Source organism: Lysobacter sp. Soil_C_15, assembly GCF_057657315.1.
This window is the reverse complement of the sequence record NZ_JBDGIR010000016.1, coordinates 1-25910: the sequence shown is the minus strand read 5'-3', so window position 1 is coordinate 25910 and position 25910 is coordinate 1. Positions and strand designations below refer to the sequence as shown.

At 71.2% G+C, this 25910-nt stretch carries 20 protein-coding genes and 1 pseudogene; 19 read left to right on the top strand and 2 right to left on the bottom strand.

Annotated elements, in window-relative coordinates; all coding sequences use genetic code 11:
- Positions 1-146 precede the first annotated feature (146 nt).
- From AC3A57_RS22560 to AC3A57_RS22545, 4 genes are all read left to right on the top strand, one after another.
- The gene (locus AC3A57_RS22560) at positions 147-584 is read left to right on the top strand and encodes a rhodanese-like domain-containing protein (protein ID WP_221670936.1); all 438 of its coding nucleotides are present in this window, start codon (positions 147-149) and stop codon (positions 582-584) included.
- A gap of 229 nt (positions 585-813) precedes the next feature.
- Positions 814-1332: a protein-export chaperone SecB gene (gene secB / locus AC3A57_RS22555; protein ID WP_221670937.1), complete on the top strand. Its 519-nt coding sequence runs from the start codon at positions 814-816 to the stop codon at positions 1330-1332.
- Positions 1333-1357: 25 nt separating this feature from the next.
- Entirely contained in the window at positions 1358-2401 is a 1044-nt protein-coding gene (locus AC3A57_RS22550; RefSeq protein WP_487580945.1) for an NAD(P)H-dependent glycerol-3-phosphate dehydrogenase, read from the top strand.
- Between the two features lie 91 nt (positions 2402-2492).
- A complete protein-coding gene (locus AC3A57_RS22545) occupies positions 2493-4004 on the top strand; it encodes a hypothetical protein (RefSeq protein WP_487580944.1) in 1512 nt (503 codons plus the stop codon).
- Positions 4005-4198: 194 nt separating this feature from the next.
- On the opposite strand, the gene AC3A57_RS22540 is transcribed toward AC3A57_RS22545, so the two are convergent.
- Positions 4199-4807, bottom strand: coding sequence for a porin (locus AC3A57_RS22540; protein ID WP_487580943.1), 609 nt, complete (start codon positions 4805-4807; stop codon positions 4199-4201).
- 412 nt (positions 4808-5219) lie between these two features.
- Here AC3A57_RS22540 and AC3A57_RS22535 point away from each other — a divergent pair, with 412 nt between their 5' ends.
- The 12 genes from AC3A57_RS22535 to AC3A57_RS22480 all read left to right on the top strand — a co-directional run bounded on the left by AC3A57_RS22535 (position 5220) and on the right by AC3A57_RS22480 (position 20402).
- The gene (locus AC3A57_RS22535) at positions 5220-6002 is read left to right on the top strand and encodes a 2OG-Fe(II) oxygenase (protein ID WP_487580942.1); all 783 of its coding nucleotides are present in this window, start codon (positions 5220-5222) and stop codon (positions 6000-6002) included.
- Between the two features lie 189 nt (positions 6003-6191).
- On the top strand, positions 6192-6971 hold the full coding sequence (locus AC3A57_RS22530; RefSeq protein WP_487580941.1) for a peptidoglycan-binding domain-containing protein: 780 nt from the start codon (positions 6192-6194) through the stop codon (positions 6969-6971).
- A 185-nt stretch (positions 6972-7156) separates the two neighbouring features.
- Positions 7157-9370, top strand: coding sequence for a TonB-dependent receptor (locus tag AC3A57_RS22525; protein WP_487580940.1), 2214 nt, complete (start codon positions 7157-7159; stop codon positions 9368-9370).
- Entirely contained in the window at positions 9367-10131 is a 765-nt protein-coding gene (locus AC3A57_RS22520) for an ABC transporter ATP-binding protein (protein ID WP_487580939.1), read from the top strand. The genes AC3A57_RS22525 and AC3A57_RS22520 overlap by 4 nt, the downstream gene beginning before the upstream one ends.
- A complete protein-coding gene (locus tag AC3A57_RS22515) occupies positions 10128-11528 on the top strand; it encodes an ABC transporter permease subunit (RefSeq protein WP_487580938.1) in 1401 nt (466 codons plus the stop codon). The genes AC3A57_RS22520 and AC3A57_RS22515 overlap by 4 nt, the downstream gene beginning before the upstream one ends.
- Complete coding sequence (locus AC3A57_RS22510) at positions 11525-13024, top strand: DUF3526 domain-containing protein (protein ID WP_487580937.1); 1500 nt, start codon at positions 11525-11527, stop codon at positions 13022-13024. Before AC3A57_RS22515 ends, AC3A57_RS22510 begins: the two co-directional genes overlap by 4 nt.
- Before the next feature lie 2 nt (positions 13025-13026).
- Complete coding sequence (locus tag AC3A57_RS22505) at positions 13027-14964, top strand: TonB-dependent receptor (RefSeq protein WP_487580936.1); 1938 nt, start codon at positions 13027-13029, stop codon at positions 14962-14964.
- 23 nt (positions 14965-14987) lie between these two features.
- A complete protein-coding gene (locus tag AC3A57_RS22500; RefSeq protein ID WP_487580935.1) occupies positions 14988-15944 on the top strand; it encodes a GHMP family kinase ATP-binding protein in 957 nt (318 codons plus the stop codon).
- A complete protein-coding gene (locus AC3A57_RS22495; RefSeq protein WP_487580934.1) occupies positions 15941-16987 on the top strand; it encodes a pyridoxal-phosphate dependent enzyme in 1047 nt (348 codons plus the stop codon). Before AC3A57_RS22500 ends, AC3A57_RS22495 begins: the two co-directional genes overlap by 4 nt.
- Positions 16988-17021: 34 nt before the next feature.
- The gene (locus AC3A57_RS22490) at positions 17022-18299 is read left to right on the top strand and encodes an ATP-grasp domain-containing protein (protein WP_487580933.1); all 1278 of its coding nucleotides are present in this window, start codon (positions 17022-17024) and stop codon (positions 18297-18299) included.
- Positions 18300-18308: 9 nt separating this feature from the next.
- The gene (locus tag AC3A57_RS22485) at positions 18309-19163 is read left to right on the top strand and encodes a Rossmann-like domain-containing protein (RefSeq protein ID WP_487580932.1); all 855 of its coding nucleotides are present in this window, start codon (positions 18309-18311) and stop codon (positions 19161-19163) included.
- A gap of 9 nt (positions 19164-19172) precedes the next feature.
- Positions 19173-20402 carry an MFS transporter gene (locus tag AC3A57_RS22480; protein ID WP_487580931.1) on the top strand — a complete coding sequence of 410 codons (1230 nt, stop codon included), beginning with the start codon at positions 19173-19175 and terminating at the stop codon, positions 20400-20402.
- A 67-nt stretch (positions 20403-20469) separates the two neighbouring features.
- Here AC3A57_RS22480 and trmL read toward each other — a convergent pair whose 3' ends face one another.
- Positions 20470-20934: a tRNA (uridine(34)/cytosine(34)/5-carboxymethylaminomethyluridine(34)-2'-O)-methyltransferase TrmL gene (trmL, locus tag AC3A57_RS22475; protein ID WP_487580930.1), complete on the bottom strand. Its 465-nt coding sequence runs from the start codon at positions 20932-20934 to the stop codon at positions 20470-20472.
- Positions 20935-21064: 130 nt separating this feature from the next.
- On the opposite strand from trmL, the gene AC3A57_RS22470 reads away from it, so the two are divergent.
- From AC3A57_RS22470 to AC3A57_RS22460, 3 genes and pseudogenes are all read left to right on the top strand, one after another.
- Positions 21065-23926: a M16 family metallopeptidase gene (locus AC3A57_RS22470; RefSeq protein ID WP_487580929.1), complete on the top strand. Its 2862-nt coding sequence runs from the start codon at positions 21065-21067 to the stop codon at positions 23924-23926.
- A gap of 252 nt (positions 23927-24178) precedes the next feature.
- Positions 24179-24481, top strand: a pseudogene (locus AC3A57_RS22465) (DUF4156 domain-containing protein); the annotation flags it as partial.
- Between the two features lie 259 nt (positions 24482-24740).
- The gene (locus AC3A57_RS22460) at positions 24741-25763 is read left to right on the top strand and encodes a 3-oxoacyl-ACP synthase III (RefSeq protein ID WP_487580928.1); all 1023 of its coding nucleotides are present in this window, start codon (positions 24741-24743) and stop codon (positions 25761-25763) included.
- Positions 25764-25910: the final 147 nt, after the last annotated feature.

Genomic DNA, 25910 nt, shown 5'->3' with positions numbered 1-25910 from the left:
CGTTGCCGCCGCCCGGCTTTTACTCACTCCTCGCTCCTCGCCGCTATTTTCCTCGCCTTTTGCGCCGAAGCCCGCCCTGGGCGACAATCGCCGCCCCGTTCGGGCCCGCAGGGGCCCGTTGAGCGCCGATCCGGAAAGAGTCTGCCGTGAGCTTCGATGAACTGCTGGCGTTCGCCGGCCGCCACATGTACCTGTCGTTGGGCTTCGTCGGCCTGACCCTGGCCATCCTGTACACCGAGATCGCGCGCCTGTTCCGCGGCTACAAGGCCCTGCGCCCGGCCGAGCTGACCGCGCTGATCAACCGCGACAACGCCCTGGTGGTCGACCTGTCGGCCAGCAACGACTTCGAAAAGGGCCACATCGCCGGCAGCCGTTCGGTCCAGCCGAGCCAGTTCGATCCGGAAAGCAAGCTGCTCAACGGCGCCAAGGCGCTGCCGGTGGTCGCCGTGTGCCGTACCGGCCAGGCCTCGGCCGACGCCGCCAAGCGGCTCAAGAAGGCCGGTTTCGAGCAGGTCTATTGGCTCGACGGCGGCATCCAGGCCTGGATGCAGGCCGAGCTGCCCCTGGTCAAGGGCCGCGCCTGAGCTGTCGCAGCCGCGCCATCGGCGCCGGCTAGGCTGGCGCCGGCCCGGTCGTTGTGATCGCGGTCGTGCTGGCCCTTGATTGGCCCCGATCCGCCTCAATCCATAATCCCGGGCCGCCGTGCGGCGGTTTGGTCCGCTCCGGCCGAGCGGGCATAATCGGCTTCTTTTCCGAAACCTTCTTTTCCAACACCTTCTTTTCCAACACATATTCCGCTGGGGGAATCACCCGATGTCCGAAGAAAACGTCAACGGCGCCGTCGCGCCGGCCGAAGAAGCCGCAACCGGCCCCGCGTTCACCGTCGAGAAGATCTACGTCAAGGACGTCTCCTTCGAAGTCCCCGGCGCTCCGGCCGTGTTCGCCGAAGCCGCCCAGCCGCAGCTGCAGCTGAACCTGTCGCAGAATGTGCAGCGCGTCGGCGAGAACGCGTTCGAGGTGGTGCTCGGCATCACCCTGACCTGCGCCGCCAACGACAAGCCGATGTACTTGGCCGAAGTGAAGCAGGCCGGCGTGTTCGGCCTGATCGGCTTCGACGGCCCGACCCTGGACGCGATGCTCGGCACCCACTGCCCGAACGTGCTGTACCCGTACGCGCGCCAGCTGATCAGCGACCTGATCCAGGCCGGCGGCTTCCCGCCGTTCTTCCTCCAGCCGATCAACTTCGACGCCCTGTACGCCGAAGGCCTGCGCCAGCGCTCGTCCCAGGCCGAAGGCGGCCTGGCCGACGCGGAAACCGCCGGCAACGCCTGACCCCGGCCTACGGACCCGTTCGCGCATGACGCACGACCCGTCCGACACGGCGCGCAAGCCGCGCATCGCGGTGCTCGGCGCCGGCTCCTGGGGCACCGCCCTGGCCGCCCTGATCGCCCGGCACGGTCACCCGACCGTGCTGTGGGGCCGCGACGCCGATGTCGCCGCGGCCATCGACGGCCGCCACGAGAACCCGCGCTACCTGCCCGGCATCGCCTTGCCGGCGAGCCTGCGCGCGACCACCGACCTGGCCCAGTCGCTGCAAGACGCCGACCTGGTGCTGGTGGTGACGCCCTCGCACGCTTTCGCCGAAACCCTGCGCGCGCTCGCTCCGCACCGCCCGGCCCGCGCCGGCGTGGCCTGGGCGACCAAGGGCTTCGAGCCCGGCAGCGGCCGTTTCCTGCATGAAGTCGCCGAAGAAGTGCTCGGCGCCGGCGTGCCGCTGGCGGTGGTCACCGGTCCCTCGTTCGCCAAGGAAGTCGCGCAAGGCCTGCCGACCGCGCTGACCGTGCATTCCGACGACGCGGATTTCGCCCAAGCGGTGGCCGACGCCTTGCACGGCCCGGCGTTCCGCGCCTACACCGGCGACGACATGCTCGGCGCCGAGCTCGGCGGGGCGATGAAGAACGTGCTCGCGGTAGCCACCGGCGTCGCCGACGGCATGCAGCTCGGCCTCAACGCGCGCGCCGGCCTGATCACCCGCGGCCTCAACGAAATGCTGCGGCTCAACCAGGCCATTGGCGGTCAGCCCGAGACCCTGATGGGCCTGGCCGGCCTCGGCGACCTGGTGCTGACCTGCACCGGCGACCTGTCGCGCAACCGCCGCCTCGGCCTGGCCCTGGGCCGCGGCCAGTCGATCGAAGACGCGGTGCGCGAGATCGGCCAGGTGGTCGAGTCGGTGCAGACCGCCGACGAGGTCATGCGCCAGGCCGAACGCCACGGCATCGAATTGCCGATCTCCAGCGCGGTGCGCGAAGTGCTGCACGGCCGCATCACCCCGGCCGACGGCCTGCGCAAGCTGCTCTCGCGCGAGCAGAAGCCCGAATACCCGACCGACCTGTTCGGTTGATCCCCGGCCCGCTGCCGCACCGGTCCGCCCGCGACGCATCGCCGCGGCCCGGTGCCGCCGCTGCGCGCCCCCATCCCAAGGAAGGCAGATCATGCGATTTCTTCGTACCGTCCCGTTGTTGCTCTCGACCCTGCTGGCGGCGCCGGCGTTCGCCACGGACGCGCCCTGCGGCACCTACGACAGCGGCGAGGAATACGACGGCACCCTGAGCTTCGACGGCGAACGCGCGATCGCCCACGACCGCGAAGGCTTCGCTTCGGCCCAGGGCCCGTACCGCTACCGCATCGACGGCGACCGGGTCCGGGTGCGCAACGCCGACAGTACCCTCAGCACCGAATACAAGCTGCTGCCGGACGGCGACCTGGAGCGCCAGCCCGGTTTTCTCGATCCGGAGCCCAAGCGCCTGAAGCGGGTCAAGGCCGCGACCTGCGCCGCGCACCGCAACGACGGCGTCGCCTACGCCGCCGGCCAGGACAACGACAGCGCCGCCGATTGCGCCGCCGGCGACGTCCAGTCCTGCGTCGACGTGCTCAGCTACGACCCGGAAGGCAAGCAGCCCGATCGATTGGGCAAGCTCGAGCGTCATTGCCGCGAGGACCGCAGCCCCTACGCCTGCGAGGTCTGGGCCAAGGCACTGACCCCGAGCGATGCGGACGCGCCGCTGGTGATGTTCCGCACCGATGCGCTGAGCCCGGCCTCGATCGCGGCCTTGCGCATCGCCTGCGACGAGATCGGCAGCGGCGGCGCCTGCGAATCGCTGGCCGAGCAGGAGTGGATCGCCGGCCGCTACGCCTCGACGCGCGCGATCTCGCAGTCCACCTGCGACCGCCGGCTGAGCAAGAACGCCTGCGACCGCCTTGCGCGGTGGACCGGCGCCGCGCTGCGCGACGCGCCGCCGCGGCAGCCGCCGCGCCAGCCCTGCGGCTGGTACGTGTCCGACGACGAATCGCTGTTCGGCGGTTTCCGTTTCGACGACGGCAACGCCGCGCTGTCCGAAGACGGCGAGGCCACCATGCCCTACCGCTTGCGCGAGGACGAGGTGCTGGTGCGCCACGACAAGGGCGACGATTTCGTGCTGCGCTGGATCGACGCCGAGACCCTGGTCGGCCAGGACGACTGGACCCGCTACCACGTCTACCGGCTCAAGGCGGCCGGCCGCTGCGCGCCGATCGCGCTGCCCAAGCCGGGCGCCAAGCTGCGCGAAGTGGCGTACAAGGTCGACCAGTGCGCGCTGACCGAACCCGGCGGCGCCCAGGCCTGCTGCGCGCGCGGCTCGATGTCGGCCTGCATGGGCATCGGCCATGTCGCCGCGCTCGGCGGCGACTGGAAGGGCGCGGCCGCGGCCTACGACAAGGTCTGCGCGATGCACGTGCGCGAAGGCTGCGGCAATGTCGTGTCGGCCTACCTCAACAGCGGCGACGACGCGCTGCTGGCCGGCATCCGCAAGGTCTGCGCCGAGCACTCCGATTCGGTGGCTTGCGAGGAGCTGCGCATGGCCACGCCCGAGCGCGCCGCGGAAAAGCAGCTCGAACGCGAACTGGGCGAGCAGTTGCAGCAGGCGCTGCAGGGCGCCGGCGAAGAACCGGTCGACGAGCAGGACTGAGCGTCGCCGGATAGCGCCAGAGCGGCGTGCCGCGCCGGTTTGCCCCGCCGATCGGCCGTCACCGGCGCGTCGGCGCGCCGTACCTTCCGAAGCAAAAAAAGAGCCCGGCCTAGCGGCCGGGCTCATCGCGACGTTTCGGGGGAGAGAGAGAAAGAATCGCGATTGTTGCCGGGTGCTTCCCGGTAGCGCTTTCTTTAGAAGCTGAAGCGCGGGCCGATGAAGAACTCTTTCTGGCCGCCGTCGATGAACTTGGCGTCGGCGGTGATGCCCCAGTTCTGGTTGAACTTCACCTGGGTGCCGATGCGGCCGTAGAACTCGCCGTCGTAGTGCTTGTCGTAATCCTGGTAACCGGCGAAGGCATAGCCTTCCCAGTTCGGGGTCAGGGTGCCGCGCACGCCGGCTTCGACGCTGCCGCCCTTGAGCTTGTCGCTGCCGGACCAGCTGCCGTAATCGACCTTGGTCTGCTGATAGGCGACGCGGGTGACCAGGTCGACGCGCTTGGTCAGTTCGTGGTTGTAGCCCACGCCGACGTTCCACTGGTCGACATCGAAGCTGGGGATGCGGAAGCCGCCGAAGTTTTCCGAATCGGTTTCCTGCTGGGAGTAACCGCCGAACACGTGGAAGTTCGGGTGGAAGGCGTAGGAGCCGTTGATCGCCCAGCCATCGGAATCGGCGAAGCTGTTCTTGGCGTCGGTCTTGGCGTAGCCGGCCTCGACGTAGTTGTAGGACACGCCCTCGGCCGCATTGGCGGCGGCGAACGGCAGGGCGGCGGCGAGGGTGAGGGCAAGCAATGCACGCTTCATAAGGTCTGAGCCTCTTATTGGTTTTATTCCGTATCGCGCGCTTCGGAGTGAAGCGTCCTTGCGATTCGGTGTGCGCAGTATCGTCGCCGCACTTCAATCGAACCTGAATTTTCCGGGGTTTTTATTAGGAACTTAACGTTCTGCGCATGGTCCTTGGCGCGCCGGCGTAGGCCATAAGTCCCGATGGCCTAGGTCATAAGTCCTAGGTTGGAGTGCGCCCGTCGCCGTCTCTTCGCGCCAGTCTGGCTGGCGGCTGAACCCGTCCGCCTCAGGCAAGCGTTGACGGCAAATTCGGCAACATCGCCTTTCGCTCGAAGCGGACGAAACGATTCAGCCCGCAGCAGGATTCGGATAGCGCGCGCGGCGCGAAAACGGATCATGGCCTGACGAAAGTCATGCACGGAGCGCGCCGATGCGCCGAATCTCATCGTTGCCCTTGTTCGCCGCGGAGGACGAGACCGATTTTCGCTGCGCCGCGGACGGCGATGCGCCGATCGCCGCGCGCGCCGCCGCGCAGGACTGGGTCCGGATCGGCGCCGAACTCGACCGGCGCGGCAACGCAGTGCTGCCCGGGCTGCTGACCGCGCGCGAATGCGCGGCCCTGGCCGAGGCCTACGACGACGAGGCGCGCTATCGCAGCCGGGTGGTGATGGCCCGGCACGGTTTCGGCCGCGGCGAGTATCGCTATTACCGCTATCCCTTGCCGGCGCCGGTGCAGGCGCTGCGCACCGCCTTGTACCCGCCGCTGGCCACGACCGCCGCGCGCTGGAGCCAGGCGCTGGGCGAAGCGGCGGACTATCCGCCGAGCTTGGACGAGTATCTGCAGCGCTGCCATCGCGCCGGCCAGCAGCGGCCGACGCCCTTGCTGCTGCGCTACGGCGAGGACGACTACAACTGCCTGCACCAGGACGTGTACGGCGAGCACCTGTTTCCCTTGCAGGTGGCGATCCTGCTGTCCGAACCGGGCCGGGATTTCGACGGCGGCGAGTTCGTCCTGACCGAACAGCGGCCGCGCATGCAGTCGCGGGTCGAGGTGGTGCCGCTGCGCCAGGGCGATGCGGTCGCGTTCGCGGTGCGGCATCGTCCGCAGCCCGGCGCGCGCGGGCACTACCGGGTCGCGCTCAAGCACGGCGTCAGCCGGGTGCGCGCGGGCCGCCGCCACACCCTGGGCCTGATCTTCCACGACGCGTCGTGAGCCGCGCCGCGTCCGGCCGCCGCGCGGCGTTGCAAAAACGAACGCCGCCGCGATGACCGCGCCGGCGCTCGCGCCGCGTTGGCTGGAATGTCGCGGCAGGGCGCCGCGGCGCGCGAGCGCAGCGTCCGGGGCAACCGCGGGCGGCGGGACGTGCGCGCGCAAGGATGCCGCCGCCAGGGAGCGTGTTTCATGGCCTTGCAGGATCAGACGTACGTGCGGCGCGAACTGGAGTTTCCGGGCGCCTTGAGCCAGGGCTCGAACGGCGCGCCGACCAGACGGGTCCAGGAGTGGCTGGGCTATCACGGCAACGGCACCCCGGTGGACGGCAAGTTCGGTCCGGCCACCGGCCGCGCGCTGGCCGAGTTCGCCCGGCGCAAGCAACTGGGCTTCTCCGGCACGCTCGACGAAGCCTTGTGGCAGGCGCTGAGCGAACCGCTGGCGCGGATCGTCGCCCTGCCTGCGCAGGCGCCGGCCAAACCTTACGCGCAGGCGGTGCGCTGGTTCGCCGAGCAGCACCTGGCCGCGCATCCGATCGAACTGGGCGGCGCCAATCGCGGGCCCTGGGTGCGGCTGTACATGAAGGGCAGCCAGGGCGACGCCATGCTGTGGTGCGCCGGCTTCGTCAGCTTCGTCCTGCGCCAGGCCGCCGAGGCCGTCGGCGCGGCGCCGCCGATCGCCGGCAGCTTCGGCTGCGACGAACTGGCCGCACAAGCCAAATCGGCCGGCCGCTTCGTCGCCGGGCGCACGGTCGCCGGCGGGCGCGACATCGCCGCGCCGGGCGGCTGCGGCGTCTTCCTGGTGCGCAAGACCGCCAGCGACTGGATCCATACCGGCTTCGCCTTCGACGGCGACCGCGACAGCTTCCTCAGCATCGAAGGCAACACCGACCGCAAGGGCTCCTCGAACGGCTTCGAGGTCGCGCGCCGCTCGCGCCGCACCTCGGCTAACGACTTCATCCGCCTGCACTAGAGGCTCCCACCGCCGCGCCGGCCCTGCGCTGGCGCGGCCGGCCCGCCAACGACGTCGCAATTCCGGACCGAATCGGCCGGGAGCGTATTGACGCGCGCCCCTCTTGCCCCGTACTGTCGCCGCTCGAATGAAATGTTATATCGTTTCATTCAATGGATCACAGTTCAGCAAGGCGGGGAGTCGCGGTGGGCAGACGCAATCGGGGGCGCCGCACGGCGCAGATCGGCCAGGGCTTGTTGGCAGCCGGCCTGGCGCTGGCCGGGACGGCGACGGCGCAGGAGGCGGGCGGCGGCGCCGCGCCGACCCTGCTCGACAAGGTCACCGTGCAGGGCGCGGCCGGGCTCACCCCGGCTCGCGACACGCCCAGCGCCACCGCCTCGCGGCTGGGCCTGAGCCCGCGCGAAACCCCGGCCGCGATCGAGGTGCTGGACCAGGAACTGCTGCAGGCGCGCGGTCTGCGCGGCAGCGTCGAAGCGCTCAACGCCGCGCCCGGCGTGCTGGCCGGGGCGCTGCCGTCGGCGCCGGGTACGACCTCGATGCGCGGTTTCAGCGGCGGCGCGATCGCCCTGCTGTTCGACGGCGCGCGCCAGACCGCGGCGCCGCTGGTGACCCGCGATTTCGACAGCTGGAGCTTCGAACGGATCGAAGTGCTGAAGGGTCCGGCTTCGGTGCTGTACGGCGAGGGCGCGTTGGCCGGCGCGATCAACCTGGTGCCCAAACGCGCGCAGTTGGGCGAGCGCGAGCTGCAGGCGCAACTGGCCTGGGGCAGCTTCGGCAGCCGTCGCGTCGGCGTCGACGCCAACCTGCCGCTGGGCGAGCGCGCCGCGCTGCGCGCGGTCGCCAGCCACCGCCATAGCGACGGCTACGTCGACGACAACGCCAGCGAGTCGACCTCGGCCAGCCTGTCCTGGCGCTGGCGTCCGCACCAGGACTTCGAATTCGAAGCGGCGCTGGACCACTACCAGGACGAGTACGACGACGCCTACTGGGGCACGCCGCTGCTGCCGCGGGCGCTGGCGCGCTCGCCCAGCGGCCTGGTCCGCAGCGCCGACGGCCGGGTGCTCGACCGCGCCCTGCGCCGGCGCAACTACAACGTCGACAACGCGCTGCAGGACGCGCGCAGCGACTGGCTGCGCACCCGCGCCGACTGGCGGCTCGGCGACGGCCTGCACCTGGTCAACGAGTTCAGCCTGTACCAGGCGCGGCGGCGCTGGTGGAACTCGGAAACCTACCGCTACGACGCGCTGCGCCAGCGCCTGGACCGCAGCAGCACCCGCATCGAGCACGACCACGACTACTGGGTCGAACGCCTGGCCCTGCGCGGCGACGGCTTGTGGGGGGAACGGCGCAACCGCGCCACGCTCGGATTGGAGTTCAGCGACGGCGATTTCGACGTGATGCGCCGCTTCGGCACCGCCACGCCGGTCGATCCGCATGCGCCCGCGCGCAGCAGCGCCGGCTTCGCCGACCTGGCCGCCAACTTCCCCGGCGCCGGCAACCGGGTCGACTTCGACTCGACCACGCGGGTGGCTTCGCTGTTCGCCGAAGACGCGCTCAATCTCAGCCCGCGCTGGCTGCTGCTCGCCGGCCTGCGCTACGACCGGATCGAGCTGAGCCGGCGCATCCTCGATCTCAACACCGGCGTGCGCACCCGCTTCCAGCGCAGCTATTCGCCATTGTCCTGGCGCCTGGGCACGGTGTTCGACCTGGCCGCGCAGACCCAGCTCTACGCCCAGTACAGCGCCGCGGTGGCGCCGGTCGGCAGTCTGCCGTTGCTGTCGGCGGCCAACGCGCGCTTCGACCTGACCCGCGGTCGCGCGCTGGACGCCGGGATCAGGAGCCGGTTGTGGCAGGACCGCTTCGAATGGGGGCTGGCCGGCTATTGGATCGAACAGGACGACATCGTCACCCGCGATCCGCTCAACGCCAATCTGTCGGTGCAGGGCGGGCGTCAGTCCTCGCGCGGGGTGGAGCTGAGCGCCGCGCTGATGCCGCTGCGCGGCCTGCGCCTGGACGCCAGCCTGGCTGCGCTGCGCGCGCGCTTCGACGTGTTGCGCGAAGCCGGCGGCGCCGACCGCGCCGGCAACGTCCCGCCGAACGTGCCCGAACGCATCGCCGACCTGCGCGCCAGCTACCGCTTCTCCGAGCGCCCGCTGACCCTGGCCGCGGGCGCGCGCTACGTCGGCCGCTACTACACCGACAACGCCAACCGGATCCGGATCGGCGCGCGCACCGTCTGGGACGCCTCGATCGCCTACCGGCTGCCGTTCGGCGAGATCGCCCTGTACGGGCGCAACCTCGGCGACGCGCTGTACGCCGACTGGTCCGGCGGCGCCGCCGACCAACCGCTGCTGGCCGCGCCGCGCAGCGTCGAACTGAGCCTGCGGGTGAACCTATGACGCTGTTGCAGAACCATCGCGTCGACGCGTCGGTGCAGGCCCTGCGCCTGCACGGCGTGCGCAAGGACTTCGGCGACCGCCATGCGCTGCAAGCGCTGTCGATCGCGCTGCCGCCCGGCGAGGTCTACGCCTTGCTCGGCCCGAACGGCGCCGGCAAGACCACGACCTTGAACCTGATCCTGGGTTTCCTGAGCCCCGACGCCGGCCACGTCGAAGTCGCCGGCCTGCGCGTGGACCGCGACCCGCTGGCGGCGCGGGCGCGGATCGCCTACCTGCCGGAAACGGTGATGCTGCATCCGCGCCTGAGCGCGATCGAGAACCTGAGCTATTTCGCCCTGCTCGGCGGGCGCCGGCTCGAGCCGGCGCAGGCGCGCGCCTTGCTGAGCGAGGCCGGTTTGCAGGCCGAGGCGCACGAGCGCCACGCGGCCGGCTTCTCCAAGGGCATGCGGCAGAAGGTCGGCCTGGCGATCGCGCTGGCCAAGAACGCGCAGCTGCTGTTGCTCGACGAACCGACTTCGGGCCTGGACGCCAGCGCCGCCAACGATCTCTCGCAAGGCGTGCGCGCCGCGGCCGGGCGCGGCCTGGCGGTGCTGATGGCGACCCACGACCTGTACCGGGTCAAGGATGTCGCCGACCGGCTCGGCATCCTGCGCGGCGGCCGCCTGCTGACCGAACGCGCCACCGCCGACCTGTCGCCGGCGCAGATCGAAGCGCTGTACCTGCAGGCGCTGGCCGCCGCCGAGCCGGAGCCGGGCGCATGATCGTCGCACTGACCGCTTACGAAGGCCTGCTGCTGCGCCGCGACCGGCGCGCCTGGCTGGCCTTGTGGTGCCTGGCCGCGCTGGTGCTGGTCGCGTTCGCGGTCAACCTCGGCCAAGTGATCGACGGCAACGCGGCCAAGCGCGAAGTCGCCGCGGCCGAGCGCGCGCGCTGGCTCGGCCAGGGCGAGAAGGACCCGCATTCGGCCGCGCACTACAGCATCTTCGCGTTCAAGCCTACGCCGTTGCTGGCCGCGCTGGACCCCGGCGTGGAGCCCTTCGTCGGTCAGACCGTGTGGCTGGAAGCGCACGTGCAGAACGACCTGCTGTATCGGCCGCAGGGCGAAGCCTCGGCCTTGCAGCGCGCAGGCCTGACCAGCCCGGCCGGCCTGTTGATCGGGATGGCGCCGCTGGTCGCGTTCCTGCTCGCCTTCACCGCGGTGGCGATGGACCGCGAGCGCGGCACCTTGCGGCTGGCGCTCGGCGCGGCGCTGCGGCCGCGCACGATCGTGATCGCCAAGACCCTGGCGATCTGGTCGATCCTCGCAGCGGCGCTGGTGGCGCCGGTCAGTGCGGCGGCGTTGCTGGCGAACTGGCTCGCCACCGGTTGGGACGGCGACGCGCTGTTGCGCCTGGTCTTGTGGGCCGTGGCGATGACCGCCTACCTGGGCGTGCTCAGCGCGATCGGAGTGGCGGTGTCGCTGCTCGCCGGCAGCGTGCGCGGCGCGCTGGCGCTGTTGTTCGGCTTGTGGATCCTGCTCGCCCTGGCGTTGCCGCGCTGGGCCGGCAGCGCGGTCGAGCAGGCGCGGCCGCTGCCGGCGACGCAGTCGGTGAAGCAACAGCTGCAGGACGAAGCGCCGGCGTACTGGACCGCCGAACAGGCCAGGCAGCGCCGCGCCGAGTTGCTGGCCCGCTACGGGGCCAAGCGCGACCAGGACTTGCCGGTCGACCTGCGCGGCGCCGAGCTGGACCTGAGCGAACGCCATTCGCATGCGGCCTTCGATCGCGTGCTCGGCAATTTCTACGACCGGGTCGAGGCGCAGGACCAGGCCTTCGCCGCGGTCGGCCTGCTGTCGCCGAGCGCGGCGATGCAGACCTTGTCGCCGCTGCTGGCCGGCAGCGATTTCCACCATCACCGCCGCTTCGTCGACGGCGCCGAGCGCTATCGCCGCGAGCTGGTCAATCGGATGAACCGGGAGGTGATGCGGCGTCCCGCCGACGGCGCGGCCAAGTCCACCGGCGACGCGCGCCTGTGGCAGCAGATCCCCGAATTCGTCCATCGTCCGCCGCGGCTGGTCCAGGCCGCGGCCGGCGCCGGCTGGGCCTTGTGGGCGTTGGCGGTATGGACGGCGCTGGCGCTGTGGGCGCTGGCGCGCGCAGCGCGCAGGTTGCGGCCATGAGCGCGACCATGGTTTCGACGCCGGCGGCGGTCGGTTTCGCCGATCTGCTGCGCTGGGAACTGCGCCAGCTCGGCCGCAACCGTTTGTGGTGGACCCTGCTGGCCCTGCTCGGCGCGGCGATGCTGTGGGGCGCGCATAACGGCGCCGCGCTGCACCGCGCCCAGGACGCGGCGATCGAGCGCAGCCGCGCCAGCGACGCGGCCTGGGCGGCGCAGATCCGCGAACGCGCGCAGCGCTACGCCGAGCCTGCGGCCGAGCGCGTGCCGTACTGGCAGGACCCGACCGACATCGCCGGTTTCAGCCGCTACTTCCTTCGCGTCCACGCCGACAAACCGCATCTGCCGCTGTCGCCGCTGGCGGTCGGCGCCAGCGACCTGCTGCCGAGCCGTCTGCCGGTCAAGCTGGAAACGCCGTTCGGGGTCGAGCCGGCCTACGACTTCGAAAATCCGCGCGGACTGGCCCTGGGGCGGTTCGATCTCGGTTTTACGCTGGCGCAGTTGCTGCCGATCGTGGCGATCCTGCTGGTCGGCCTGCTCGCCACCTTCGAGCGCGATCACGGCATGCTGCGCCTGATCGCGGCGCAGCGGGTCGGCGCGCGCGCCTGGCTCGGCGCGCGCATCGCCGCGATCTATCTGTGGCTGGCGCCGGCGACCCTGGCGCTGTCCGCGCTCGCCCTGGCCGTGGCCGGCGCCGATCTGCGCGCCGCAGTGCCCGAACTGGGCGCGGCGGCGGTGTTGCTGCTGGCGTATGTGGCGTTCTGGGTCGCGCTGGGCGGGGTGGTCGTCGCCGCCTGGCCCAGCGCGGCCGGGGCGATCGCCACCCTGGCCGCGCTGTGGGCCTTGCTCGCGGTCGGCGTGCCGATGCTCGGCAGCGCGGTCGCCGAGCGCGCGCGGCCGGCGCCGTCGGCAGTGGCCTATGTCGACGCGCAGCGGCGCCACAACGACGCCATTACCGCGCAGCGCGACGAAATCGTCATCGCGCAACTGCGCCGGCAGGGCCGCGCCGACGCCGCCGAGCGCGCCGGCGGCATCGACTATGCGACCCGGCTGAGCTTCCTGGCGCCGGAACTGGAGCGCCGGCTGGCGCCGTTGCAGCGGCAACGCGAGCGGGCCCGCGACTGGCGCGAACGGGTGTCGGCCGTGGCCGGCTATCTGTCGCCGACCCTGGGCCTGCAGGAGGCGCTGGCGACCCTGGCCGGCACCGATGCGCAGCGCCATCGCGCGTTCGAAGACCAGGTGCGCGCCTACCAGCAACGGCTGCGCGACTGGTTCTATCCGCGCATCCAGCGCGGGATCGGCGCGGCGCCGGCCGACGGCACTTACGGCCGTTTGAACTTCAACGAATACGACGCGATTCCCGCCTGGCGCGGCAGCGAGCCCGCCGCCGTGCAGCGCGCCGCGGCGGTGTGGCCGTTCGCGCTATGGCTGTGGGCCCTGGCCGGCGTCGGCATCGCCCTGGCCTGGCGGCGTTTGCGCGATTGGCCGACGGAGCTGTGAGCATGGCGCTGCGACTGTGGAGCTGGACCCTGGGCTGCGGCTTGCTCGCCTGCAGCGTCGAAGCCGGCGCGCAACGCGCCGGCGACAATGCGGTGACCGCGGCCGAGGACGCGTTCGGCGCCACCCTCGGCAACGAGAGCATCGGCCTGTACAGCAGCAAGCAGGTGCGCGGCTTCTCGCCGGTCGACGCCGGCAACGTGCGCATGGACGGGGTGTACTTCGACCGCCAGGGCACGGTGCCGCCGGCGCTGGTCGAAGGCTCGACCATCCGGGTCGGACTGTCGGCGCTGAGCTATCCGTTTCCGGCCCCGACCGGAATCGTCGACTACCGGCTCAAGAAGGCCGGCGACGAACGGGTGATCAGCGTGCTCGGCGCGCTCAACGCCTACGGCGCGCCGGCGCTGGAGCTGGACGCGCGCTTGCCGATCGTGCCTGGGCGCCTGGGCCTGGCCGCCGGGATCGCGGTCGCCCGCGAGGAGTATTACGACGGCGCCGACGCGCGCTATCTGCGCGCCGGCCTGGTGCCGCGCTGGCGGCCGAGCGACGACGTCGAGATCCTGCCGTTCTGGAGCATCTCGCGCGGCCGCGACGAAGAGGTCGCGCCGACCATCCTGACCTCCGGCAATCATCTGCCGCCGCGGATCGAGCGCCGCCGCCACTTCGGCCAGAGCTGGTCCGACAACGAATACGACAGCCGCAACTACGGCGTGCTCGGCAAGGCCCGCTTCGGCCGCGACTGGGCCTTGTCCGGCGGCGTATTCCGCTCGATCAACCACCAGCCCAGCGGCTTCGCCGAGCTGTTCGCCGGCACCACGCCGGACGGGCGCACCCGCGAGAAGGTGATCGCCGATCCGCGCCAGCGCTACGCCAGCAGCAGCGGCGAACTGCGCCTGAGCCGCAGTTTCGCCGACGGTCCGCGTCTGCACGTGCTGCATGCGGCGCTGCGCGCGCGCCGGTTGCACAACGAATACGGCGGCTCGGCGCCGGCGCTGGACCTGGGCGAGCGCCGGCTCGGCGAAGCGCTGCCGGTGCCGCGGCCGTCGGCGTTCGCGTTCGGCCCGCGCAGCCACGACCGGGTCCGGCAGTGGACCGCGGGCCTGGCCTACGAGGGCCGCTGGCGCGAGGTCGGCGAACTCAACCTGGGCCTGCAGCGCAGCCACTACGAGAAAACCATCGACCAGCCCGGGCTGCCGCGCACCGCCAGCCGCGACGATCCATGGCTGCCGAGCGCGAGCGCGGCGGTGTACCTGAGTCCGCGCCTGGCCGTATACGCCGGCCACACCCGCGGCCTGGAGGAAAGCGGCATCGCCCCGGACGACGCGGCCAACCGCAACCAGGCGCTGGAGGCGATCCGTACGCGCCAGAGCGATGCCGGGCTGCGCTGGAAATTCGGCGACGGCCTGAGCCTGGTCGCCGGCGCCTTCGACGTGCGCAAGCCCTACTTCACCACCGACGAGCGCAACGTATTCGGCGCGGTCGGCGAAGTCCGCCATCGCGGGGTCGAACTGAGCTTGAGCGGACGGCCTTCGGATCGCTGGAGCGTGGTCGCCGGCGCGGTGCTGATGCGGCCGCGCGTGAGCGGCGAAGCGGTGCGCTTGGGGCGGGTCGGCGAGCGCCCGATCGGCCAGGCCGAACGCATGCTGCGCGCCGACCTGGAATACCGCCCGGCGTGGCGGCCGGGGCTGTCGTTCGATCTGGCGATGAGCCATTACGGCGAGCGGGTGGCCTCGCGCGACGGCGTCAATCGGGTGCCGGCGTACACCTTGGTCGATCTCGGCGCGCGCTACCGGTTCCGCCTCGGCCACGCGCCGGCCAGCCTGCGCCTGCTGGTCGCCAACGTGGCCGACACCTACACCTGGAACATCTACGGCCACAACAGTTTCGGCTTGACCGACGGTCGCCGCTTCAGCGCGCAACTGACGGTCGATTTCGGCGGTTGAACCTTCCGACGGGAGACGCGGCGATGCTGCGGCAGGAGCGAACGGCGACACGGAGTGCGGGCGGCCGCGATGCGGCCGAGGCGGCGGCGAGGGGGCAGGGCGCTTCGTCGCCCCGCCGGACCATCCACAGCGGGGTCTGCCACGGCACGCTCGGCGAACTGTTGCAGGGGCCGTGCGAGCACGAGGGCGAGCTGCAGATCGGCATCATTTCGCTGCCGGTGCGGCGCTACAGCTGGATCCATTTCGATCCCGGCGGCGAAGGCGACATCGACGCCGACCTGGCCGGCAAGGACAAATGCCGGCGCGCGATCGAGCTGTACCTGCACCAGCACGGGCGGCGCCTGCCGCCGGGGCGCTGGAGCCACGATTCGGAGCTGCCGCTGGGCAAGGGCATGGCCAGCTCGACCGCCGACATCGTCGCCACCATCCGCTGCCTGGACCGGATCTTCGGCCTGGACACGCCGGCGCCGGCGATCTCGGCCCTGCTGCGCGGCATCGAGCGCTCCGACAGCGTGTTCCTGGAGACCCATGCGCTGTACCTGAGCGGCCGCCAGCAGGTGCTGCACACCTTCGACGCGCCGCTGCGCCTGCATGCCTGCTACATCGACGAGGGCGGCACGGTGGAGACCGAGAAACTGGCCGAACCGCTGCTGAGCCACTATCGGCGGCAGCTGCCGGCCTATCGCGACAACCTGCGCCGGGCGCTGGATGCGTTCGCCGCCCACGATGTCGCCGCGATCTGCGCCTGCGCCACGCGCAGCGCCGAGTTGGCCCAGGGCGTCACCCCCAAACGGCATCTGCACGACCTGCTGCAGCACCGGCTCGAGTTCGGCGCCGACGGCGTACTGGTCGCGCACACCGGCAGCCTGATCGGCTATCTGTACGCGCAGCGTCCCGACGCGCTGCGGATGGGCGCGCTGTCCTCGTTCTTCCGCGGCCTGGGCCATGCCTGCCGCTTCATCGAGACGGGTGTGCGATGAGCGTGCACGCCCACATCGCCGATGCGATCAAGGCGCCGGACCTGATCCGGCTGGAGCGCAATCTCTACGTCGCCCGATTCGAGACCATGAAGGTCTACTCGACCCTGGCCGCGGTGCAGGGGCTGCTCGACAGCGGCCGGATCGGCGCGGACGCGACCCTGATCGACAGCTCCAGCGGCATCTACGCCTACGCTCTGGCGCTGGCCTGCCACAAGTTCGGCCTGAAGTGCCACATCGTCGGCTCCAAGACCGTCGACCGCAGCCTGATGCTGCAGCTGCGCATCCTCGGCGCGACGGTCGAACAGGTCGAGCCGCAGCCGACCCTGAAGCTGGACCAGAGCCTGCGCGTGGCGCGGATCCGCGAGCTGCTCGCCGCCGATCCCAGCCTGCACTGGATGCAGCAGTATCACGACGATATCCATTACGACGGCTACGCGCCGGTCGCGGCGCAGATCGTCGCCGGCCTCGGGCCGGCACCGCTGAGCGTGGTCGGCGGGGTCGGCTCGGGCTGTTCCACCGGCGGCCTGGCGCGCGCGCTGCGCGCCGCCGAGCCGCAGACGCAGCTGATCGGCGTGCAGCCGTTCGGCAGCATGACCTTCGGCTGCCAGCACATCGAGGACCCCGGCATCATCATCGCCGGCATCGGCAGCTCGATCCCGTTCCGCAACGTCCGCCACGCCTTGTACGACCAGGTGCACTGGGTCTCGTTCGATTACGGTCTGTCGGGCGCGGTCGCCCTGCTGCGCGAACACGCCGTATTCGCCGGCCTGTCCAGCGGCTGCTGCTACCTGGTCGCGCGCCATCTGGCGCGGCGCGAGCCGCAGCGCAAGGTGCTGTTCCTCGCCGCCGACACCGGCCACCGCTACGTCGAGGGCGTGTTCGCCGAGCACGAACGCGCGCTCGAACCCGACGCGCTGGCGCCGACCGCGATCGAGTCGCTGGAGCAACTGCGCCTGCCGTGGTCGGCGATGGCCTGGAACCGCGCCGAGTACGAACCCGCCGCGCCGAGCCCGGCGCCGGCCGAGCCGGCGCTGGCCGTCTGACCCGCACCCAACCCTTACCTCCAGGAGACCTGCGATGGCGCACCTGTTGATGATCGAAAGCTGGGTCGGCGGCACCGGGCGGATCTTTCCGCCGGCGATCGCCCGGCTCGGCCACCGCTATACCTTCGTCACCCGCAACCGCGACCACTACCGCGACACCCGCTCGCGCGAGATCCATCCGGCGATCGAGCACGCCGAGCACGTGCTCAGCGCCGAGACCAACGATGTGCCGGCGCTGATCGAATTCCTGCGCGCCCAACACGCGATCCTGAAGTTCGACGGCGTGGTCACCATCTGCGACTACTACATCGACACCGTGGCGCAGGTGGCGCAGGCGCTGGGCCTGCCGCAGGCGTTCTCGGCCAACGTGGTCGAGGAGCGGCGCAAGGACCGGGTGCGCGAGGCGATCGAGCGCGCCGGGCTGCCGAATCCGAAGTTCGCCGTCACCGCGTCCTGGGACGAGTGCCGGCGCGAGGCGCGAAGGATCGGCTACCCGCTGATCGTCAAGCCCACCGACCTGGCCTCCAGCGCCTTCGTCCGCCTGGTCCGCGACGATGAGGAGCTGTGCGCGGCGTTCGACGCGCTGGAGCAGTTCCCGCGCAACTTCCGCGACCAGGCGCGGGTGCCGCTGCTGCTGCTGGAGGAGTACCTGCACGGCGAGGAAGTCAGCGTCGAGGCCTGCACCTACCGCGGTACGACCACGGTGATCGGGATCACCGACAAGAGCCTGACCGGCTTCCCCTATTTCGTCGAAGACGGGCACATGTTCCCGGCCCGGCTCGACCCGACCCAGGCGCGCGCCGTGGAGGACCTGGTGCGCGGCGCACTGGCCGCGGTCGGCCACGACCACGGCCTCAGCCATACCGAGGTCAAGCTGACCGCGCAGGGGCCGCGCATCGTCGAGATCAATCCGCGCCCCGGCGGCAACTACATCGCCGAGCTGATCCAGCGGGTGACCGGCATCGACCTGCTCGATGCGCAGATCGAGCTGGCCCTGGGCCGCGAGCCCGATCTGCAGCGGCGCGACACCGGCGTGGCCAGCGCGGCGATCAAGTTCCTGGTGCCGCCGCGCGCCGGCAAGGTCGCGGCCCTGGACGGCAGCGCCGGGCTCGATGCCGATCCGAACATCGAGCGCTGGAGCCTGGCCGCGGTCGCCGGCACCGACGTCTCCGCGCCGATCGACAACGCCTGCTACCTCGGCCACGTGATCGCCAGCGACCGCGACGGCCTGCAGGCGCGCGCCTACGCCGAGCGCGCGCTGTCGCGCCTGGCCCTGACCTATGCCGATTCGGCTTCCAGTTCCGCCGCCTGAGGATCCGCCATGTCCATCGCTTCGACTATCGCACCGGCCGACGTCGCCGAACTCACCCAGGCCGTGCTGCGCGGCGATTACGGCCCGGATCCGGCCGGCCTGCACGCGGTCGGCGCGTTCTGGGTGCGGCAGAGCACCCAGTTCCCCGGCACCGACACCAAGTACCGCAACCACTATCTGGTGCTGCGGGTCGAATCGGCGTTCGGCGGCTGCTGCGTCGAACGCGACCAACTCGATCCGGCGGTGGCCGAGGAACTGTCCGGCCGCGCGGTCGCCGAACTGCTGCGCGATCCGCGCACGCCGGTGCGGATCGCCGCGCTCGACGCCTACCTGGCCCTGGTCCGGCCGCATCGCGAACAGGCCGGGGCCGAGCCGCGCCTGCTGCCGCACGGCACCCCGCTGCAACGCGCGCAGGCGCGCGACGCGGCGATCGCCAGCCTGCTGCGGATCGCGCCCGGCATGCGGGTCGGCCTGATCGGCGTGGTCAATCCCCTGGTCGAGGCGATCCGCGCCCACGGCGGCGTGTGCCTGCCGTGCGACTTCAATCTGGAACGCACCGCCGACGGCACCGAAGTCGCGCGCGACATGCATCCGGTGCTGGCCGAGGCCGATCTGGTCATCGCCACCGGCATGACCCTGAGCAACGGCACCTTCGACCAGATCCTGACCACCTTGCGCGCGCGCGGCGTGCCGCTGGTGGTCTACGCCCAGACCGGCAGCGCGATCGTGCCCCGCTTCCTCGGCCGCGGCGTGGCCGCGGTCTCGGCCGAGCCGTTCCCGTTCTCCCAGTTCAGCGCCGACCCGACCCCGATCCATCTGTACCGCGCGGCCGACATCGAGCGCGGCGATGCGCGCGCGGCCTGAGGCGCGGCGATGAGCGCGCTCGACGCCGCCGCGGCGCCGCTGCCGGCCAGCGAGGCCGAGCGCCGGCGCGGCCTCAACGGCCTGCTGGTCTACACCTTCTTCATGGTGACCGGCTTCGCCATGCTGATGCCGCTGGTCGCGGTGCATTTCGTCGACCGGCTCGGCCTGGCCGCGGCCGCGGTCGGCGCCGCGCTGGCGCTGCGCCAGGTCGCGCAGCAGGGCTTGGCCCTGATCGGCGGCGTGCTCGCCGACCGCTACGGCGCGCGGCGGATGATCTGCCTGGGCGTGCTGCTGCGCGCGCTGGGCTTCGCCAGCCTGGCCTATGCCACGCAATTGCGCTGGCTGATGCTGGCGATGCTGCTGGCCGCGCTCGGCGGCGCCTTGTTCGAGGCGCCGTACCAGGCCTCGATCGCCGCGCTCACCGACGAGCGCAGCCGGCCGCGCTATTACGCGCTCAGCAACTGGATCGGCGGCGCCGCGACCACGCTCGGCCCGCTGCTCGGCGTGGCCCTGCTGCGCTACGACTTCGCCCTGGTCTGTCTCAGCGCCGCGGCCTGCTTCGCCGCCAATTTCGTCATCGCCGCGCGCTTGCTGCCGCGGGTGCCGGCGCCGGCGCGGCCGCCGCCTTGGCGCGACGGCCTGCAACGGGTGTGGCGCAACCGGCCGTTCCTGATCCTGGTCGGGCTGCTGATGCTGTACTGGTTCGTCGCGGTGCAGATCAACCTGAGCCTGCCGTTGCTGGCGCAGCGCCTGACCGGCAGCGCCGACAGCGTCGGGATCATGTTCGCGCTGAGCGCCGGGCTGACCCTGGCTCTGCAGTACGTCCTGGTGCGCTGGCTGCAGCGCTGGCTCAGCAGCGCGCAGATGCTGGTGCTGGGCACGACGCTGATGGCGCTGGCGATCGGCGCCTTCGCCCTGGTCGGCAGCTTCGCCGCGTTCCTGGCCTGCGTGGCCGCGTTCGCGATCGGCGCGGTGCTGACCCGGCCCAGCCAGCAGACCTTGATCGCCGACCTGTCCGACCCGCAGGCGCTGGGCAGCTTTCTCGGCGTGAGCTCGCTGAGCCTGGCGGTCGGCGGCGGGCTCGGCAGCCTGGCCGGCGGCGGCCTGATCGACTTGGCCGCGGCGCTGCGCCTGCCGTGGCTGCCGTGGGCGACGTTCTGCGCGGTCGGTCTGCTCGGCGCGCTCGGCCTGGCCTGGGCTACGCGCGGTGCGGCGCGCGCCCCGGCGACCTCTCCCTGAGTGGACTTGCTCCCCCGGCGCGATCCGACGCCCGGGGGAGTCTTTTTCGTCGGCCCGTCCGGCGCGCTCAGGCGCCGCCGTCGAAACCGTGCTGGCGCCAGGCTTCGAACACCACCACCGCGACCGAGTTGGACAGGTTCAGGCTGCGGTTGTCCGGCCGCATCGGCAGGCGCAGACGGTGCTCGGCCGGGATGCGTTCAAGCACGTCTTCGGGCAGGCCGCGGGTTTCCGGGCCGAACAAGAACGCATCGCCGGGCGCATAGGCGACGCGGTCGTAGCGCACCTGGCTGCGCGTGCTCAACGCGAACAGCCGCGGCGGCGCGATCGCCTGCAGCGCCGCGTGCAGGCTTTCGTGCACCTGCAGGCTGGCGTATTCGTGATAGTCCAGCCCGGCGCGGCGCAGTTGCTTGTCTTCCAGGCTGAAGCCCAGCGGCGCGACCAGGTGCAGGCGCGCGCCGGTGTTCGCGCAGAGGCGAATCACATTGCCGGTGTTGGGCGGAATCTCGGGCTGGTACAGGATGACGTCGAACATGCCGCCATTATGCGGCGCGCAACGCAGCGGCGCGGCCTACCCCCTGTGACCGCCGGCCCATGCCGCTGCGGCCGCTTCGGCCTAGGATGCGGCTTTCGTCCGCGCACGGACGCCCGACCGGAGCCCGCCCATGTCCTCGTCCCCGACCCGATCCCTGCCGCGCGCCGCCGCGCTCGCCCTGGCCCTGGGCGCCGCGCTCGCCGGCGCGGTGTGCGCCCCGGCCCTGGCCGCGCCGCGCGCCGAAGTCTCGATTCCCTACCAGGAATTCACCCTGCCCAACGGCCTGCGGGTGATCGTGCACACCGACCGCAAGGCGCCGATCGTCGCGGTCAACGTCTGGTACCACGTCGGCAGCAAGAACGAGCAGCCCGGCCGCACCGGCTTCGCCCACCTGTTCGAACACCTGATGTTCCAGGGCTCGGAGAACCACAAGGGCGAGTTCTTCGCCCCGTTCGAACTGGTCGGGGTGACCGACCAGAACGGCACCACCAACGTCGACCGCACCAACTATTTCCAGAACGTGCCGACCACCGCGCTGGACATGGCGCTGTGGATGGAGTCCGACCGCATGGGCCACCTGCTCGGCGCGATCGACCAGAAGACCCTGGACGAGCAGCGCGGCGTGGTCCAGAACGAAAAGCGCCAGGGCGAGAACCAGCCCTACGGCCGCCGCATCAGCGCCAAGCTCTACGAGGCTTTGTACCCGGCCGATCACCCCTACAGCTGGCAGACCATCGGCTCGATGGCCGACCTCGACGCCGCCTCGCTCGACGACGTCAAGACCTGGTTCCGCAGCTGGTACGGCCCCAACAACGCGGTACTGGTGCTGGCCGGCGACATCGACCTGGCTACCGCCAAGGAAAAGACGCTGCGTTATTTCGGCGACATCCCCGCCAGCGCCACGGTGCCGAAGATGGCCGCGCGCGTGCCCAAGCGCAGCCGCGACACCGAGGAGGTGGTGCCCGACCGGGTGCCGCAGGCGCGCGTCTACCGCGCCTGGGCGGTGGCCCCGTTCGGCGCCCGCGACGGCGCCGACCTGGAACTGTTCGCGCAGATCCTCGGCGGCAGCGCCGCTTCGCGCCTGGACGCGCGCCTGGTCCACCGCGACCGCATCGCCGACAGCGCCAGCGTGTCGATCAACGACGCCGAGATCAGCGGCACCCTGGTGGTGGTCGCCAACGTCAAGCAGGGCGTGGATCCGGGCAAGGTGCGCGCGGCGATCGACGAAGAGATCCGCCGCCTGATCGAGCAGGGCCCGACCGCGCAGGAACTGGAGCAGGCGCAGACCTCGCTGCGCGCCGACTTCGTCCGCGGCATCGAGCGCATCGGCGGCTTCGGCGGCAAGTCCGACGTGCTGGCGCGTTGCGCGGTGTTCGCCGGCAAGCCCGACTGCTTCGGCGAGGACCTGGCGCGGATCGCCGCCGCGACCCCGGCCAGCGTCCAGGCCGCCGGCCGCACCTGGCTCGGGGTCGGCTCGCACACCTTATTGGTCCAGCCCGGCGACCAGCCGGCCTCGTCGCTGCCGGAAACCGCGCGCGCCGCGCCGGCCACCCGGCCCGCCGCGATTCCGGCCGCCGACCCGCGCTACAAGACCGTGGCCTCCGACGTCGATCGCAGCGCCGGCGTGCCCAGGACCGAGCGCTTCCCCGAGCTGCGCTTCCCCACGCCGCAGCGGGCGACGCTGAGCAACGGCACCGAGGTGGTGCTGGTCGAGCGCCGCCAGACCCCGGTGGTGCAGTTGTGGATGGAGTTCCCGGGCGGCTTCAGCGCCGACCTCGGCCACCCGGTCGGCACCGCCAGCTTCGCCATGGCCATGCTCGACGAGGGCGCCGGCGAGTACGGCGCGCTGGCGCTGTCGGCGCGCAAGGAAGCGCTGGGCGTGGAGCTGTCCTCCAGCGCCAGCCTGGACAGCGCCAACGTCGCCATGTCGGCGCTGACCGACAAGCTCGACGACGCGCTGGACCTGTTCGCCGACGTGATCCGCCGGCCGCGCTTCGAGGAGGGCGAGATCGAGCGCGTGCGCGCGCAATGGCTGGCCGGGATCAAGCAGGAAAAGGCGCGGCCGCAGACCGCGGCGCTGCGGGTGCTGCCGCCTTTGCTGTACGGCGCCGGCCACGCCTATGCGATTCCGTTCACCGGCACCGGCACCGAGGCCTCGATCGCCGGACTCAAGCGCGAAGAACTGATCGCCTTTCACCGCGATTGGCTGCGTCCGGATCGGGCGCGCCTGTTCGTGGTCGGCGACACCAGCCTGGCGCAGATCGTGCCCCAGCTCGAGCGCCGCTTCGGCGACTGGAAGCCGGGCGCCGACGCGCCGGCGCTGCCGGCGCTGAGCGCGGTCGCTCGGCCCAAGGCGCCGCGGGTATTCCTGGTCGACCAGCCGGGCGCGATCCAGTCCAACATCTACGTCGGCCAGTTGATCCCGCCGACCGGCGATGCCGGCACGATCGATTTCGACTTCGCCAACGGCGTGCTCGGCGGCGAGTTCAGTTCGCGCCTGAACATGAACCTGCGCGAGGACAAGCATTGGGCTTACGGCTCCTACAGCGGCTCGGGCAACGCAAAGGGCCAGCGGCCGTGGATCGCCCAGGCCGCGGTGCAGTCGGACAAGACGGTCGAGTCGCTGGCCGAGCTCAAGCGCGAGATCGCCAGCTTCGCCGACGGCAGCGCGCCGGTGACGCAGGCCGAGGTGGCCAAGATCCGCGCCGCCAACACCCTCAGCCTGCCGGGCGCCTACGAGACCAACGACGCGTTGATGGCGCAGATCAGCGCCGACCAACGCTACGGCCGTCCGGCCGACTACATCCTCAAGTACAAGGCGCGCAACGAGGCGATGACCCCGGCGCTGGCCCAGGCCGCGGCCCGGGCGCTGGACCCGGCGGCGCTGACCTGGGTGGTGGTCGGCGATCTGTCCAAGATCGAGCAGCCGATCCGCGGCTTGAAGCTGGGCGAGGTGAAAGTGATCGACCACGACGGCAAGCCGGTGCGGTGAGGGTGTAGGGCGACAGCAGCGGCGACGGCAAATCCCCCCTAGCCACCTTTTTCAAAGGTGGGAATGCCAGGGGGCTTGCAGGGTGGGCCGCGTCTTCGACGCGGCCCTTGTCGTTGGCGCGGACAGGTGGGGCCGGCGCGCAAACGATGCAGGCGATCAAGCGCGCTCGATCCCTGCCGCCGCGAAGCGTTCCTATCGCGCTCAGCCGAATCCGGCGACAATGCGCGCGATCGAATCCTGAGCGAGGTCCGCATGCGCGCATTGGCAATCCTGTCCCTGGCCCTGACCGTTTCGGCCTGCACCTGGGTGCAGATGGCGCCGGGCGCGCAGGCTGTGCGCGTGCTCTCGGCGGGTGCCGCGCCGGCCTGCGAAAAGCGCGGCGAGGTGGTGGTGGCGGTCAAGCACAACGTCGCCTTCTACGAGCGCAACGAGCTGCGCGTGCGCGAGGAACTTGAGACCCTGGCCCGCAACGAGGCGCCGGGCCTGCAGGCCGACACCATCCAGCCCCTGGCCGCGCCGGCGCAGGGGCAGCAGCGCTTCGCCGCTTACCGCTGCGGCGCCGCCGCGGCGGCCCCGGCCGCGCAATCGGCGCCCGCCAGCAGCGCACAGACCTACCCGGTCGGCGGCTGAAACGGCAAATCCGGACGCCGGCGTACGGCTTTCGAATGGCACATTTTCGAGCCAAGTTATTGATCGAAAAGGCTTAACTGGCTTTCGGGGCGGTGCGCGTACGGTTCAGGGGCCGTTCGGAATGGGTGCATGGGGGGCGTGAAGGCGCTAACCTGTCGCACTTTTCCGCCTAGGGTTCGCGCCCATGCTGTTCCAACACGTCGCCATCGCCGGGCTCGCCCACGTCGATGCTCCGCGCAAGCTGACCTCCGACGAGATCAACGCCCGCCTCAAGCCGACTCTCGATCGCCTCGGGATCAAGGTCAACGTGCTGCAGGACGTGGCCGGCGTGCACGAGCGCCGCCTGTGGGACGGCGAAGTGCGCGCCTCCGACGCCGCCACCCTGGCCGCGGTCAAGGCGCTCGCCGATGCCGCCGTCGATGCCGACCGCATCGGCCTGCTGGTCAACACCTCGGTCAGCCGCGATTACCTGGAGCCGTCCACGGCCAGCATCGTCGCCGGCAACCTGCGCCTGGGCGAGAACTGCCAGAACTTCGACGTCGCCAACGCCTGCCTGGCCTTCATCAACGGCATGGACATCGCCGGGCGCATGATCGAGCGCGGCGAGATCGACTACGCCCTGGTGGTCGACGGCGAAACCGCCAACCTCGCCTACGAGAAGACCCTCGAGCGCCTGAGCCGCGCCGACGTCACCGAAGCGCAGCTGCGCGACGAGATGGCGACCCTGACCCTGGGTTCGGGCGCCGCGGCGATGGTGCTGGCGCGCAGCGAGCTGGCGCCGGGCGCGCCGCGCTACCGCGGCGGCGTGACCCGCTCGGCCACCGAGTGGAACCAGCTGTGCCTGGGCGACCTGCATCACGACCGCATGGTCGCCGACGGCCGCATGCTGATGATCGAAGGCCTCAAGCTCGGCCAGAAGACCTTCGCCGCGGCCAAGGCCGCGCTGGGTTGGGCGGTCGAGGAGCTGGACGAGTTCGTCATCCACCAGGTCAGCCGCGCGCATACCCAGGCTTTCCTCAAGGCCTTCGGCATCGACCCGAACAAGGTCATGACCATCTTCGGCGAGCACGGCAACATCGGCCCGGCCTCGGTGCCGATCGTGTTGAGCAAGCTGCGCGAGATGGGCCGCCTGAAGAAGGGCAACCGCGTCGCCCTGCTCGGCATCGGTTCGGGTCTGAACTGCTCGATGGCCGAAGTGGTGTGGTGATGCGCGGCTGAGCCTTGCGGCTCGCCGACGACGAAAGCCCGGTGCGCGAGCATCGGGCTTTTTTTTGGGGGGCACTGTCTAACCTCAAGTGCATCACCCGGTTGAGGCTAGGCGATGGGAACCCACTACAGCCATTTCAGTGCGGAA